The 12,685-nt window shown below is 73.8% G+C and carries 10 protein-coding genes and 1 pseudogene; 7 read left to right on the plus strand and 4 right to left on the minus strand.

Features of this window, described 5'->3' with window-relative positions:
* Positions 1–18 precede the first annotated feature (18 nt).
* A complete protein-coding gene (locus tag ACZ5CZ_RS18490; protein ID WP_468943932.1) occupies positions 19–957 on the minus strand; it encodes a helix-turn-helix domain-containing protein in 939 nt (312 codons plus the stop codon).
* Between the two features lie 325 nt (positions 958–1,282).
* On the opposite strand from ACZ5CZ_RS18490, the gene ACZ5CZ_RS18495 reads away from it, so the two are divergent.
* A complete protein-coding gene (locus ACZ5CZ_RS18495; RefSeq protein WP_468943935.1) occupies positions 1,283–1,765 on the plus strand; it encodes an AAA family ATPase in 483 nt (160 codons plus the stop codon).
* Positions 1,766–1,905: 140 nt separating this feature from the next.
* On the opposite strand, the gene ACZ5CZ_RS18500 is transcribed toward ACZ5CZ_RS18495, so the two are convergent.
* Positions 1,906–2,838, minus strand: a complete 933-nt coding sequence (locus ACZ5CZ_RS18500; protein ID WP_468943938.1) for an aminoglycoside phosphotransferase family protein — start codon at positions 2,836–2,838, stop codon at positions 1,906–1,908.
* 221 nt (positions 2,839–3,059) lie between these two features.
* On the opposite strand from ACZ5CZ_RS18500, the gene ACZ5CZ_RS18505 reads away from it, so the two are divergent.
* The gene (locus ACZ5CZ_RS18505) at positions 3,060–3,929 is read left to right on the plus strand and encodes an MBL fold metallo-hydrolase (protein ID WP_385846390.1); all 870 of its coding nucleotides are present in this window, start codon (positions 3,060–3,062) and stop codon (positions 3,927–3,929) included.
* 319 nt (positions 3,930–4,248) lie between these two features.
* Here ACZ5CZ_RS18505 and ACZ5CZ_RS18510 read toward each other — a convergent pair whose 3' ends face one another.
* Both ACZ5CZ_RS18510 and ACZ5CZ_RS18515 read right to left on the minus strand, forming a co-directional pair.
* Positions 4,249–4,896, minus strand: coding sequence for a response regulator (locus ACZ5CZ_RS18510; RefSeq protein WP_468943942.1), 648 nt, complete (start codon positions 4,894–4,896; stop codon positions 4,249–4,251).
* Between the two features lie 272 nt (positions 4,897–5,168).
* Positions 5,169–6,347 (minus strand): annotated as a pseudogene (locus ACZ5CZ_RS18515) (sensor histidine kinase); the annotation flags it as partial.
* 180 nt (positions 6,348–6,527) lie between these two features.
* Between ACZ5CZ_RS18515 and ACZ5CZ_RS18520 the strand changes: the two are divergent.
* From ACZ5CZ_RS18520 to ACZ5CZ_RS18540, 5 genes are all read left to right on the plus strand, one after another.
* Entirely contained in the window at positions 6,528–7,616 is a 1,089-nt protein-coding gene (locus tag ACZ5CZ_RS18520) for an ABC transporter permease (protein ID WP_468944207.1), read from the plus strand.
* Positions 7,613–8,302, plus strand: a complete 690-nt coding sequence (locus ACZ5CZ_RS18525; protein WP_385846394.1) for an ABC transporter ATP-binding protein — start codon at positions 7,613–7,615, stop codon at positions 8,300–8,302. The genes ACZ5CZ_RS18520 and ACZ5CZ_RS18525 overlap by 4 nt, the downstream gene beginning before the upstream one ends.
* Before the next feature lie 128 nt (positions 8,303–8,430).
* On the plus strand, positions 8,431–9,276 hold the full coding sequence (locus tag ACZ5CZ_RS18530) for a universal stress protein (protein ID WP_468943946.1): 846 nt from the start codon (positions 8,431–8,433) through the stop codon (positions 9,274–9,276).
* Positions 9,273–11,681 carry a glycoside hydrolase family 65 protein gene (locus ACZ5CZ_RS18535; RefSeq protein ID WP_468943949.1) on the plus strand — a complete coding sequence of 803 codons (2,409 nt, stop codon included), beginning with the start codon at positions 9,273–9,275 and terminating at the stop codon, positions 11,679–11,681. Before ACZ5CZ_RS18530 ends, ACZ5CZ_RS18535 begins: the two co-directional genes overlap by 4 nt.
* 404 nt (positions 11,682–12,085) lie before the next feature.
* Positions 12,086–12,547: a universal stress protein gene (locus tag ACZ5CZ_RS18540; RefSeq protein ID WP_468943951.1), complete on the plus strand. Its 462-nt coding sequence runs from the start codon at positions 12,086–12,088 to the stop codon at positions 12,545–12,547.
* Positions 12,548–12,685: the final 138 nt, after the last annotated feature.

A 12,685-nucleotide genomic window follows, 5' to 3' on the forward strand; every position in this document is an offset into this window, starting at 1 on the left:
CGGTTTCCACTGCGGTGACTATGCGTCGCGGTCGTCTCGCAGGGCCTGGATGAGCCAGGAGTACACCGGGATCAGGCTCGGTACTATTTGCCAGCCGTTGACGATCCACACCAGCCGCCAGTACCGATCCACCCGGGGATCGTGCGCCTCTTCGAACTGCTGGGCCATCCAGTCCCGGAATTCCGTGTCAGGGGTGCGTGCGAACACCTCGGCGAAGCGGTGCACGAGGTCGTCGATGACGGGTGCAACTCTGTCGCTGAGTGGGTCGATGCCCGACTCCAGGGCCTCCGCCACCTTCTGACGGGTGTACTCCATCAGTTCCTCGCCAGCCTCGCTCTCGATCTCGAGCGTGCGCCCGGCGGCCTGGAACATGGCCGTTCGGCGGAGCCGGGCCCGGAAGTCCTCGTCGCCGACCAGTTCGGCGAGTTCCACCCACGCGGCGACCTGCTCGCTGGACGGATCATCGGGGAGGTCGGGAGTGGCAGCGCGAACCATGGCCGCCATGGCCGGGTCGGCATCCACTGTGCCGAAGGTGCCATCCATGAAATCGTCGATCAGACGTCGGCGTTCCTCGCCGGACAACTGCGTGAGCCTGTGCACGAGCTTGGTCTCCTCAGGATCGGACCCGCGTCTGGCCACGACTCGCAGAACGCTTCGACGCAGTTGCAGCATCCGGATCTGGACGTCCATGGCGTCGGCGTGCGCCGTGGCGACTTCCGCCACCGAGAGTTCGCGGTCCAGTACCCGTTGAATCGTGGCCAGGTCCACGCCCAGCTCGCGCAGTGTGCGGAGGAGTTCCAGACGAAGCAGTGCGTCGAGGTCATAAAGCCGATAACCGGCGGGACTTCGGGTGGTCGGCGCTACCACCCCCGAATCGGAGTAGAACCGGATGGTCCTCACGGGCAAGCCGGTCCGCCGGGAAAGCTCCCCGATCGAGTAGAGGGTCGTACCGTCCATGTCCCCCACTCTGCTGTCTCCAGTCACTGGAGACTCAAGGCTATTCCCCCGCTGGGCTCCCGACCGAGACGTCCTCCGAGTTGCTGAGACATGCGTCACGTACCTTCCGCTGACCGCCAGGACGCCGGGAACGCCTTGCGCGCGCTGGGCGAGCGATGGCAGGGACATGTGTCACCGCTCGCTGGTGGCCTTTGGCTGCGAGCCCTGGGACTCATTCAACTAGCCGCGGCCCGCGCGGTGCGCCTGAGCCGATGGACCTACACCGCAGGGCCGAGGGCCGGCCCGGGCGAGCGGACGGCGCGGGACGCGTGGCATCGTGTGCGGCATGGCGACAGCGACGGACGTGGCCGTGCTGGTCGGGTTGCAGGCCTCCGGCAAGTCCACCTTCTACGGGCAGTGCCTGGCCGGCGGCCACGAGTTGGTCAGCAAGGGCCTGTTCCCGCGCGGCGCCAGGAACAAGCAGGACCGGCAGCTCCGGCTGATCGCGGAGCACCTGGCGGCGGGCCGGTCGGTGGCCGTGGACAACACCAACCCCTCGCCGCTGGAGTGGCGCCCGCTGGTGGAGCTGGCCCGGGCGTACGGGGCCACCGTGACCGCGTACTGGTTCCCGCCGGACGTGGCCGGTTCGCTGCGGCGCAACGCCGCCCGAGAGGGCCGGGAGAGGGTGCCGGACGTCGGGGTGCTGGGCACGCTCCAGCGGTTGTGCAGGCCCTCGACGGCGGACGGGTTCGACGCGGTGCGCGAGGTGCGGTTCGACGGGCGGGGCGGCTTCGTCGTACGGGATGCCGGGCCACCCGCGCAACGGTGACGGATACCGGCGGGCGGGGTGGCTTGGTCGTAAGGGATGCCGAGCCGCCGGCGCGGCGGTGACGGATATCGGGGCGCGGGGTGGCTTGGTCGTACGGGATGCCGGGCCACCCGCGCGGCGGTGACGGGTACGGGGGACGGTCAGGCTGCGTCCGTGAGCAGCTCCGCCAGCGCGGCCGCGAAGGCGACCAGGCCGTCCCGCTCCGGTCCGCCGCGGGCCATGCGGAAGCCGTGCCGACGGCCCCAGAACACGGCCTGGACGACATGGAAGTGGGCCCAGCGCCGTACCCGCACCCGGTCCAGCTCCGCCGCGTCGGCGAAGACGTCCAGGACGCGGAGGACGGCCCGCCGCGGGTCGTCCTCCGCGACCAGGGCGAGCGCGCGTGACTTCAGCAGCGCGCCGGCGTCGTAGGCCGGGTCGCCCGCACAGCCCTTGGGGTCGACGGCCAGCCAGGGCTCCCGGTCGGCGCGCAGGATGTTGCCGGCGTGGAGATCGCCGTGGACGAGGAGGTCGGGCTGACTGCGACCGAGCTCGCGTACCGTCGCCACCGCCGCGTCCACCGTACGCTCCGACAGGCCGTGCCCCGGCTCCACGGCGTCCTTGCGCAGCTCCTCCTCCCAGGCGTCGGCCCGCTCCCGCAGCCGGGGCAGGCCGGGCGGGGCGGGGACGGCGAGCCGGTGCCCGATGCGGCCGGCGACCGTCACCAGCTCGTCGCCGTCCTCCGCGTCGGCCAGCGTCGTCGTCCGGGCGCGCTCCAGCAGCATCGCGAAGCGGTCGTCGTCGCGTTCGTACAGCAGAACGGCGCCCCGCCCGCCCCAGACGGCGAACGCGTCCGGCTCGTGGACATTGCCGGGATGCGGGAACGACACCTTCACCACGGCCGGCGATCCGTCCCGCCGCCGCACCGGGACGACGACACCCACCCCTCCGTGCAGCACGCCACCGTCCGGCACACACCCCCAGCCCGCGAGCAACTCCTCCAGGATCTCCGGCAGTTCGGCGATCCATGCCGCTCCGGCCGCACCCTCGCGCGCGACGGTGCTCCGGGCGAACGTCTCCGGTACCTCGATCATCCCGGCACCCTACGCGCCCACCCCGCGGTGGACCGGGACAAGGGGGCGCTCGGTGATGCGTGAGGGCGGAGAAAACGGGTCAAAATGCACCATGAGGGGAAGGAGAGAGCAGCACGCAGCGTCACATACAAGACCGGCAGGGCCTACCGGTTCACCCCCGGATAGGGATATCCCTGACGGGGCGGCCCCGTCGGGGCCGCTTTCCCGGAAGGAGTCCTGACATGGACCACTGGTACGTCGACGAGCGGTGCACCAACTGCGATGTCGCCCGGCAGTTCGCACCCGAGCTGATCGGCGAGGCCGACGGACGCTCCCGGATGCTGCGCCAGCCCGAGAACGAGACGGAGAACCGCCGGTTACACGCCGCCGTGTTCGCCTGCCACACCCGTTCCATCCGCCCGGGAGCCGGGCACGCGGACCCGGCACTCGACCCGTTCCCGCTGGCTCTGGACGACGGCGTGCTGATCTGCGGCCACAACTCGACCCGCACCGCCGGAGCCAACTCCTACCTCCTGCGGCGGCCGTCGGGCACCTTCATGATGATCGACACCCCCCGCTGGAGCAGCGCGCTGGCCGCCCGCTACACGGCGTCCGGCCCCGTCACCGACGTACTGCTCACCCATCGCGACCATGTCGCCCACGGCCGCCGCTACGCCGACCACTTCGGTGCCCGGCTGTGGATCCACGAGGGCGACCTCGACGCCGTCCCCGACGCCGACCAGGTGATCCGCGGGCTCGAACCGATGGAGATCGCCCCCGGCGTCACCGCCCACCCGCTGCCCGGCCACACCGAGGGCAGCGTCCTCTACCTCGCGGACGACCGGTACTGCTTCAGCGGCGACAGCTTCTACTGGTCGCGTACGACCGGCGATCTCGAAGTCGCCGAGAGCGTGACCTGGTACTCCATCGAGGAGCTGGCCCGCTCCCTGACCAGGACAGCCGGACGGATCCGCTTCGAGTGGGTCCTGCCGGGCCACGGCGACCGGCACCGGCTGCCCGCCGAGGAGATGTCCCGCCGGCTGCACGGCCTCGCGGACCGCACCCGGCTGCTACGGCCCCGACCCGTCGACTTCACGGCCGTCCGCTGGTGAAACCGGCGCGGGAGGGGAGGGGCGCCCGTCCAGCACCGGAAGACGGTGGTCGCCGCGTCCAGCCCGCGTACGGCGAGGTCGCGGTCGGTGACGACGCCGCCTCGGACGAGGGTCCACAACGTGTTCGGCCTGTACGACGGTCAGCACATCGGACACCGGCCTGCGCGGGCCCGGCCGGCCCTCGGCCCGTCGCCGAACCGGAGCACCATGTGCACATGGCCCGGCAGGGCGAGCGCCTCGCCACGACCGGGTCCTGCGTCCAGCCTGAGCGCCGCGTTCCCCTGCGCCGCGCGGACCGGCCGCCGCTCCGGGCGCGTCGTCAGCGGCGGATGAGACCCAGGCCCGTCGCCGTGGCGACGGCCGCGGTACGGGAGTCCACGCCGAGTTTCGCGTAGACCCGGGCCAGATGGGACTTGACGGTGCCCTCGGTGAGATGGAGCCGAGCACCTATGGCCTGGTTCGACAGGCCCTCGGCGACCAGCCCGAGGACCTCCGTCTCACGCCGGGTCAGGGCGGTGCCGGGCGCGCGCAGCCGGTGCATCAGCCGGTCGGCGACCGCGGGGGCCAGCGCGGTGCGCCCCGCGGCCGCCGTCCGTACGGCGGCCGCCAGCTCCTCGGGCGGGGCGTCCTTGAGGAGATAGCCGGTGGCCCCGGCCTCGATCGCGGGCAGGGTGTCGGCATCGGTGTCGTACGTCGTGACGATCACGACGCGCGGGGCGTGCGGCCGGGCGGTGATCAGGGCGGTGGCCTCGGCACCGTTCATCCCGCCCTTGAACTGGAGGTCCATCAGGACGACGTCGATGTCCCCGGCGGCGGCGCGGGTGACCGCGTCCTCGGCGGTGGCTGCCTCGGCCACCACCGCCAGGCCGGGCTCCGTCTCCAGCACGGCGCGCAGCCCGGCCCGCACCACCGGGTGGTCGTCGGCAAGGAGCAGGCGGATGGCGGGGCGGACGGGGGAGTCGGTCACGGGCGGGCCTCGGCTCGGGGATCGGTCGGTGGCCCGGAGCGTACGCCGGTGGCCGACGTGGTCGGTGTGTCCGGCCCATTCTCGTTCGTGGGCAGTGGCTGGTACTCGGTCACCTGTGTGGTGCCGGTTCCTGGGCTGTTCCTGGGTGCTGGTCCGCTCCCGGTTCCCGGTCCGGTTCCTTCCCCCGCTGCGGTCACCGCTCCCTTCCCGGCCCCCGGGCCACCCTCCACCCCCAGACCGCCCTCTGCCCCCGCACCGGCCGCCCCCGCGTGGGGGAGTTCCGCGGTCAGGGTGGTGCCCTGGCCCGGGGCGGAGACGAGGGTGAGGGTGCCGCCCAGGCTCTGCAACCGGGCGCGCATCGCCGCCAGGCCGAAGCCGCCGGCCTCGGGGTCGGGTGTGGGCAGCCGGTCGGGGTCGAAGCCGGTGCCGTCGTCCCGGACGGTCACCGTGACCCGGTCGCCGAGATGACCGAGGGTGACCTCGGCACGGGTGGCACGGGCGTGCCGGACCGTGTTGGCCAGGGCGGACTGGGCGACGCGCAGCAGTGCGACCTCGTGCGCGGTCGGCAGCGCCACGGGCGTGCCGGTGACCTGGAAGCGGGCGGCGAGCTGGTGCCGTGCGGAGGTGGTGGCGCAGAGCCGTTCCAGGGCGTCGGCCAGCGTGCTGCCGTCCAGCGCCGGCGGGGTGAGCGCGGCGACGAAGCGGCGGGCCTCGGCGAGATTGTCCACGGCCGCCTGCCGGGCCTGGCCCACATAGCGGGCGGCGTGCTCCGCGGTGTCCGGCAGCGCGCGCTCGGCGGCGCGCAGCAGCAGCTGGATGCTGGACAGCCCCTGCGCCAGCGTGTCGTGGATCTCCCGGGCCAGCCGTTCCCGCTCGGCGAGGACACCGGCGGCGTGCTCGGCGCGGGCCAGGTCGGCACGGGTGGCGGTGAGTTCCTCAATCAGCCGCCGCCGCTGCTCGCTCTCCCGGTACAGGGCCTGGTAGCCCCACACCACCGCGACGGCGACCGCCGCGCCGAGCCCCGGCCCGATCGCCATCGCGGCGCTGAACGAGCCCTGGTGGGCGGCGAAGGCGGTGATCGCGGCGAGCGCGGTGGCCGCCACCGCTGCGACCCCGGACCGGCGCCGCAGCAGGTGCAGCTCCAGGAAGTACAGCGGGAACGCCACCCACACCCCGTCGGCGGTCAGCGCCAGCAGCACCAGCCATACGGCGCCCACGGCGGCCAGCCACCAGGCGGCGGCCCGCCGGACCCGGCCGGCCCGGCGCAGGAGGAACCCGGCCGCGTACACCAGCCCGCACACCGCGGCCACGGCGACGACCGCACCGGCGCGCGGACCGCCCCCGGTGACGGCACGGACGGCGGACAGGGCGAGCAGGCCGACGACGAGCAGGTGCAGACACCAGGTCAGTGCGCGGGTGGTCGGGGCCGGAGTGCGGAGGGAGACGTTCACAGTCCTCCCAGCCTAAGGACAGCGGCCGTACCGGGCCTCCATCGAAAGTTACAAACCGCTCCGCCCCTTTCGGCTCCCGAAGTGGTGCCGCCCGCCAGATGCCCCGCGGGCGGCCGCCGGGGACCGTTGGTGACACACCACCACCCCCCTCGCCTCCACGTGAAAGGCCGTAGCCGCGCCGTGTTCGTCGCCTACCGAGACCTGAGGTTCGCCAAGGGCCGCTTCGCCCTGATGGGCACCGTCATCGTGCTGATCACCCTGCTGGTCGGACTGCTGTCCGGACTGACCGCCGGGCTGGGCCGGCAGAACATCTCCGCCGTCACCGGCCTGCCCGTCGACCGGATCGCCTTCGGCGCGCCCGGCGGCGGACAGCAGCTGTCGTACTCCGACTCGACCGTCACCGAACGGCAATGGCGCAGCTGGGCCCGGACCCCCGGCGTCACCCGCGCCGAACCGCTCGGCATCACCACCACCAAGGCCACCGCGGGGAGCCGCAGCGCCGTCGTGTCCGCCTTCGGGGTCGCACCGGGCTCCCATCTGCCACCCGCCGGCGGCGCCCCCGGGGCCCGTACCGTCGTCCTGTCGAGGACCGCCGCCGACGATCTCCGGCTGCGCCCCGGCGACACTCTCACCCTGGCCGGGCAGCGGCTCACCGTGGCCGCAGTGCGGGGCGACGCGTCGTTCAGCCACACCCCGGTGATCTGGACCAGCCTCGCCGTCTGGTCGGGAACCGCACCGCCTACCGGCACCCGCAGCGGCCCCACCGCGACCGTGATCGCCCTGAACACCGCACCCGGCGTCGACGTCCGGGCCGCGGACGCCGCCGCGGGTACGAAGACCCTCACCAAGGACGGCTCGCTGGCCGCGATCGGCTCCTACCGCTCCGAGAACGGCTCCCTGCAACTGATGCGCGGCTTCCTGTTCGCCATCTCCGCCCTGGTCATCGGCGCCTTCTTCACCGTCTGGACCATCCAGCGCAGCGCCGACGTCGCCGTCCTCAAGGCGCTCGGCGCCTCCACGGCCACCCTCCTGAAGGACGCGCTCGGCCAGGCCGTCGTCCTGCTCACGGCGGGCACCCTGACCGGCACCGCGCTCGCCACCGGCGTCGGAGCCCTCCTCGCCGACGGCACCGTGCCGTTCCTGCTCAGCCCCGCGACCCTCCTCCTGCCGGCCGCCGTGATGATCTTCCTGGGCGCGGCCGGAGCTGCCCTGGCCATCCGCCGTATCACCTCCGTCGACCCGCTGACCGCCCTCGGGAGCGCCCGATGAGCCTGCACCTGACCGATGTCACCCTCACCTACCCCGACGGCGACGGCCGCCTGACCGCCCTCGACCGGGTCAGCCTCGACGTGCCCAAGGGCAGCCTCACCGCGGTGGTCGGCCCCTCGGGGTCCGGAAAGTCCAGCCTGCTGGCGGTCGCCGCGACCCTCGTCACCCCCGACGCCGGCACGGTCGTCGTCGACGGCACCCGCACCACCGGCCTGAGCCGCGCCGAACGCGCGGCCCTGCGCCGCCGCTCCATCGGCATCGTCTTCCAGCAGCCCAACCTGCTGCCCGCCCTCACCGCCGTCGAACAGCTCCAGGTCATGGCCCACCTCGACGGCCGCAGCACCTCCGGCGCCCGCCGCCGGGCCATGGAGCTGCTCGACGCGGTCGGCCTCGCCGCGCAGGCCGGACGCCGCCCCCACCAGCTCTCCGGCGGCCAGCGACAGCGCGTCAACATCGCCCGCGCCCTGATGAACGAGCCCACCGTCCTGCTGGTCGACGAACCCACCAGCGCCCTGGACCACGAACGCGGCGCCGCCGTCATCGACCTGATCACCCGCCTCACCCACGAGCGGGCCACCGCCACGGTGCTCGTCACCCACGACCGCGCCTACCTGGCCGCCGCCGACCGGATCGCCGAGGTCCGTGACGGCCGGCTCGGCACGCCGGCCCGCACCGGCACCGGCTGACCGCGTGCGGGGCCGGACGCCGCCCGGGCAGGGCCGAAGGGCCTCTCGCCCCGCCCCTCCGGCCCTGGCAGGCTGAGACCAGCCCCGGTGCCGCGGGTGCCGGCAGCTCGGGAAAGGCGGTGGCGACGATGACACTCCCTCTGGTCGTGGGCGTCGACGGCTCGGACTCGAGTCTGCGGGCGCTCGACTGGGCCGCGGACGAGGCACTCCGCCACGGACTGCCGCTCAGGCTCGTCCACGCCTCCCTCTGGGAGCGGTACGAGGGCGCGCTGCCGTCGATCGACCCGGGGCGCCCCGCCGAGCAGGTGATGGCCGAGCACATCGTGGCCTCCGCGGCCGAGCGCGCCGAGCGGCGCGCCCCGGAGGTGAAGGTCACCACCGACATCGTGCCGCAGGACGCCGCGACCGCCCTCGTCCACGAGAGCGACCTGGCCGCCCTGCTGGTGACGGGGTCCCGGGGCCGCGGCCAGCTCGCGGCGATGCTGCTCGGCTCGGTCGGACTCACCGTCGCCGGCCAGGCCCGCTGCCCCGTCGTGGTGGTGCGCGGCGACCGGGCCGGGGTGAGCGGGACACACGGGCGGATCCTGCTCGGCCTCGGGGACGCCGACACCGACGCCGACGCCGTACGGTTCGCCTTCCGCGAGGCCGAGGCACGCGACTGCGCCCTGGACGTCGTGCACGCCTGGCGCAGCCCCGCCCACGGCACCCGCGCCGACGACGGGCAGGCGGCAGCGGCCCGGCTCGACGCGCTGCTCGCGGACGCGGTCGCCGCACATCCACGCGTCCGTACGCACCGCCGGCCGCGCGAAGGACCGGCGGGCCGGATCCTGGTGGAGCTGTCGGCCGCCGCCGACCTCGTCATCGTCGGCACCCAGCACCGCACCGCCCGCCTCGGCCTCCAGCTGGGCCCCGTGGGCCACACGCTGCTGCACCACGCCCAGTGCCCCGTCGCGACCGTGCCGCGCCAGGCATGAGCACCGTCGAGGCACCGCCGGAACCGACCGCCGCGCCCGCGTGGACCTGGGAGTACGACGGCTACGACCCCGGGCGGGAGCGCCTCCGGGAGGCGCTGTGCACCCTCGGCAACGGATACGTCGCCACCCGCGGAGCCCTGCCCGAATGCGCCGCCGACGACGTGCACTACCCGGGGACCTACGCAGCCGGCTGCTACGACCGGCTCACCTCGCACATCGCTGGCCGGCTCGTGGAGAACGAGGACCTGGTCAACCTCCCCAACTGGCTCGTGCTCCGGTTCCGGCTCACCGACGGCCCGTGGCTCACCCCCCGGACGGCGAGCGTGCTGGAGCACCGGCACACCCTGCGCCTCGACACCGGCCTGCTGGAGCGCCGTACCCGCTACGACCTCGGCGCGGGACGCGTGCTGGCGCTGCGCCAGCTGCGGCTGGTGCACATGGCCGACCCGCATCTGGCCGCGCTGCGCACCGAGTTCACGGCGGAGAACTTCACCGCGGACCTCGACGTCGAGGCCGCCCTGGACGGCGCTGTCGTCAACCAGGGCGTCCAGCGCTACCAGGACCTCGACGGACATCATCTGACGTCCGTTCACGCCGGCACCGCCCCCTCCCCGGACACCGTGTGGCTGCGCTGCCGTACCCGCCACTCCGACATCCGCGTCGGCATGGCCGCCCGCCTCACCGCCGACGGGCCGCCGCACCGCGGGGCCGAGGGCACCCGCGCGGTCCAGGGCACCCGCCTGGCGCTGAGCCCCGGCCGCACCCACACTGTCGACAAGATCGTCGCGCTGCACACCTCACGCGACCCCGCCATCGGCGACCCGCTGCGCGCAGCCGTCGACCGTGTGCGCAGCGCGCCCCCCTTCGGGGAACTCCTGCGGACCCACAGCCTGGCCTGGGGCCAGCTGTGGCGCCGCGCCGATCTCGATGTGCCCGCGGAGCCCGGACACATCCTGCGGCTGCACCTGTTCCATGTGCTCCAGACCCTCTCCCCGCACACCGCCGAACTCGATGTCGGCGTGCCCGCCCGGGGACTGCACGGCGAGGCCTACCGCGGCCATGTCTTCTGGGACGAACTGTTCGCCCTGCGCTATCTCGACCTGCACTTCCCCGAGGTGTCGCGGGCGCTGCTCGAGTACCGGCACCGGCGGCTGGAGCGGGCCTGCCGGGCGGCGCGGGCCGTCGGCCGGCGCGGCGCCCTGTACCCGTGGCAGAGCGCCGGCGACGGCCGCGAGGAGACCCAGAAACTGCACCTCAACCCCCGCTCCGGGCGCTGGCTGCCGGACCACTCCCACCTCCAGCACCACGTCGGCTCGGCCATCGCCTACAACGTCTGGCAGTACTGTGAGGCCAGCGGCGACACCGGCTTCCTGCACACCAAGGGCGCCGAGATGCTGCTCCAGATCGCCCGCTTCTGGGCGGACTCCGCCGACCGCGACGAACACCTCGGCCGCTACCGCATCCGCGGCGTGATGGGTCCCGACGAGTACCACGACGCCTACCCGGGCGCCCGCACCCCCGGCCTCGACGACAACGCCTACACCACGGTCACGGCTGCCTGGGTGCTCGCCCGGGCGGGCGAGGCGCTGCGCGCGCTCCCGGAGCCGCGACTGCGCGAGCTCGCCGAACGCACCGGGCTGGACGACGGCGAGCTGGAGCAGTGGGAGGAGATCTCCCGCCGGCTGTACGTGCCCTTCCACGACGGGGTCGTCAGTCAGTTCTCCGGGTACGAGGACCTCCTCGAACTCGACTGGGACGGCTACCGCAAGCGGTACGACGACATCCGGCGGCTGGACCGGATCCTGGAGGCGGAGGGCGACAGCGTCAACCGCTACAAGGCGTCCAAGCAGGCCGACGTCCTCATGCTCGGCTACCTCTTCGCGCCGTCCGAACTGCGCGCGCTCTTCGGCCGCCTGGGCTACCGCCTGGACGACGAGACCTGGGCACGGACCGTCGACTACTACCTGGACCGCACGAGCCACGGCTCCACGCTGAGCGGCCTGGTGCACGGCTGGGTGCTGGCCCGGGCCCGGCGCGCCGAGGCCTGGACCTTCTGCCAGGAAGCGCTCCGCGGCGACATCGCCGACCTCCAGGGCGGCACCACGGGGGAGGGCGTCCACCTGGGCGCCATGGCCGGCACGCTCGACCTGGTCCAGCGGGGACTGACCGGACTGGAGACCCGGGACGGCGCCCTGTGGCTGGACCCCGTACCACTGCCGGAGCTGTCGTCGTACGGCTTCGCCCTGCGCTACCAGGGCCACTGGGGTGTACGGCTGCGCCTGCGGCACCGGGCCATGGAGATCACCGTGCCGCCCTCCGACCGGCAGCCGATCGAAGTACGCCTGGCCGAGCGCGCCGTCTGCGTCCAGCCCGGCGAAACGGTCCGGCTCACCCTGGACCGCTGAGTCTGCTGCGCACGCTTCTCGCCGTCGGTCGCCCCTGGTGGCACTGCCGGTCACCGCATGGGCGGCGGGACAGGCCGTCACCGTCCGGCTGCTGAGGGACGCCCGGACGCCTGGTCGTACGACGGGCGCGCGGGCGCGCAGACCGGATTCCACGCGCTGGTCCGGTGGCACGACCGTGGCGCGGACCGCACCGCCAGCACCGGTGCGCGCCTGGCTGCACCGCGGCCGGACCGCCACCGTACGCCTGGACGCGCACGGCACCGACTGCCCGCCCCCGCCGTCCCGCGCCCTGCCGCTGACCGCGGCCCGCCGTCACACCCCGGAGCCGCTGCCGTGGCGGGATCGGGCTGTCGCGTGCAGCGTGGAAGCGACGGGGGCCGGTCAGCCGCAGGAGAGGTGGACACATGGGCAGCGAGCTATCCGGACCGCGGATCGTGGTGGGTGTCGACGGGTCGCCGTCCTCGTACGCCGCGCTGCGCTGGGCCGTGCGCTATACCGGTCTCGCCGGCGGCACCGTGGACGCGGTCACGGCGTGGGAACTGCCGGGTCTGTACGGCTGGTCGGCGCCCGCCGTGGACACCGACGTCGACGAGGAAGAGGCACGGCAGCGCATGCGCACGGAGCTGACCGACGTGCTCGGTGCGGAGGCCGCCGGCGCGGTCCGCTCCCTCCTCGCGCACGGCAACCCCGCCGAGGTGCTGCTGCGGGCCGCCGAAGGTGCCGAGGTGCTGGTCGTCGGCAGCCGGGGCCGGAACGGGTTCGCCCGCGCCCTGCTCGGATCCGTCAGCCAGCATGTCTCGCAGCACGCGCACTGCCCGGTCGTGATCGTGCGTGAGGAGACCGTGCGTAAGGAGAGCGTGACCTGACCCCCGGGGCCGGGCTCCTCGGATCAGGGGGTCCGTTGCCGGCCGGAAGGGCCGTTTTGCCCATGCGGTCGCCGCCCCGGCTGTGTGAGCGTGGGGAGCAGGACCGCCCCCGTGGTGCCGCCGGTCCGGCGAAAGGCG

The organism is Streptomyces sp. NPDC031418 (genome assembly GCF_055581605.1).

Coding starts and splice junctions, on each gene's coding strand:
- ACZ5CZ_RS18525 (WP_385846394.1), top strand. CDS start 7,613: ATGAGCCTGCACCTGACCGATGTCACCCTCACCTACCCCGACGGCGAC.
- ACZ5CZ_RS18505 (WP_385846390.1), top strand. CDS start 3,060: ATGGACCACTGGTACGTCGACGAGCGGTGCACCAACTGCGATGTCGCC.
- ACZ5CZ_RS18535 (WP_468943949.1), top strand. CDS start 9,273: ATGAGCACCGTCGAGGCACCGCCGGAACCGACCGCCGCGCCCGCGTGG.
- ACZ5CZ_RS18500 (WP_468943938.1), bottom strand. CDS start 2,838: ATGATCGAGGTACCGGAGACGTTCGCCCGGAGCACCGTCGCGCGCGAG.
- ACZ5CZ_RS18540 (WP_468943951.1), top strand. CDS start 12,086: ATGGGCAGCGAGCTATCCGGACCGCGGATCGTGGTGGGTGTCGACGGG.
- ACZ5CZ_RS18495 (WP_468943935.1), top strand. CDS start 1,283: ATGGCGACAGCGACGGACGTGGCCGTGCTGGTCGGGTTGCAGGCCTCC.
- ACZ5CZ_RS18490 (WP_468943932.1), bottom strand. CDS start 957: ATGGACGGTACGACCCTCTACTCGATCGGGGAGCTTTCCCGGCGGACC.
- ACZ5CZ_RS18530 (WP_468943946.1), top strand. CDS start 8,431: ATGACACTCCCTCTGGTCGTGGGCGTCGACGGCTCGGACTCGAGTCTG.